Here is a 1,340-nt window from a genome sequence, read left to right as displayed (position 1 = left end):
ATGTATGAATGACACGACTTCGGCGGTACGCTTGAGCCCCGCTACATTGTCGGCGCGGAATCACTAGACCAGTGAGCTATTACGCACTCTTTCAAGGGTGGCTGCTTCTAAGCCAACCTCCTGGTTGTCTCTGCGACTCCACATCCTTTCCCACTTAGCGTACGCTTAGGGGCCTTAGTCGATGCTCTGGGCTGTTTCCCTCTCGACCATGGAGCTTATCCCCCACAGTCTCACTGCCGCGCTCTCACTTACCGGCATTCGGAGTTTGGCTAAGGTCAGTAACCCGGTAGGGCCCATCGCCTATCCAGTGCTCTACCTCCGGCAAGAAACACACGACGCTGCACCTAAATGCATTTCGGGGAGAACCAGCTATCACGGAGTTTGATTGGCCTTTCACCCCTAACCACAGGTCATCCCCCAGGTTTTCAACCCTGGTGGGTTCGGTCCTCCACGAAGTCTTACCTCCGCTTCAACCTGCCCATGGCTAGATCACTCCGCTTCGGGTCTTGAGCGCGCTACTGAACCGCCCTATTCGGACTCGCTTTCGCTACGGCTTCCCCACACGGGTTAACCTCGCAACACACCGCAAACTCGCAGGCTCATTCTTCAAAAGGCACGCAGTCACGACGTTGAGCGCAAGCACTCAACGCGACGCTCCCACGGCTTGTAGGCACACGGTTTCAGGTACTATTTCACTCCCCTCCCGGGGTACTTTTCACCATTCCCTCACGGTACTATCCGCTATCGGTCACCAGGGAATATTTAGGCTTAGCGGGTGGTCCCGCCAGATTCACACGGGATTTCTCGGGCCCCGTGCTACTTGGGTGTCTCTCAAACGAGCCGCTGACGTTTCGACTACGGGGGTCTTACCCTCTACGCCGGACCTTTCGCATGTCCTTCGCCTACATCAACGGTTTCTGACTCGTCCCACGGCCGGCAGACCGTAGAAGAGAGATCCCACAACCCCCACGACGCAACCCCTGCCGGGTCTCACACGTCGTAGGTTTAGCCTCATCCAGTTTCGCTCGCCACTACTCCCGGAATCACGGTTGTTTTCTCTTCCTGCGGGTACTGAGATGTTTCACTTCCCCGCGTTCCCTCCACTTGCCCTATGTGTTCAGGCAAGGGTGACAGCCCATGACGACTGCCGGGTTTCCCCATTCGGACACCCCCGGATCAAAGCCTGGTTGACGACTCCCCGGGGCCTATCGTGGCCTCCCACGTCCTTCATCGGTTCCTGGTGCCAAGGCATCCACCGTGCGCCCTTAAAAACTTGGCCACAGATGCTCGCGTCCACTGTGCAGTTCTCAAACAACGACCAGTACACCGTCACACACCCC

The 1,340-nt window shown here is 57.3% G+C and carries 1 rRNA gene (running past one end of the window); it reads right to left on the bottom strand.

Features of this window, described 5'->3' with window-relative positions:
- Positions 1–1,279: ribosomal RNA gene (locus ABZ078_RS44260) — 23S ribosomal RNA — on the bottom strand; it reaches 1,485 nt to the left of the window's first position.
- Positions 1,280–1,340 lie beyond the last annotated feature (61 nt).

Source organism: Streptomyces sp. NPDC006385 (assembly GCF_040612485.1).
Taxonomy (GTDB): domain Bacteria; phylum Actinomycetota; class Actinomycetes; order Streptomycetales; family Streptomycetaceae; genus Streptomyces.
The sequence above is the reverse complement of the archived record's forward strand: the minus strand, read 5'-3'. Positions and strand labels throughout refer to the sequence as shown.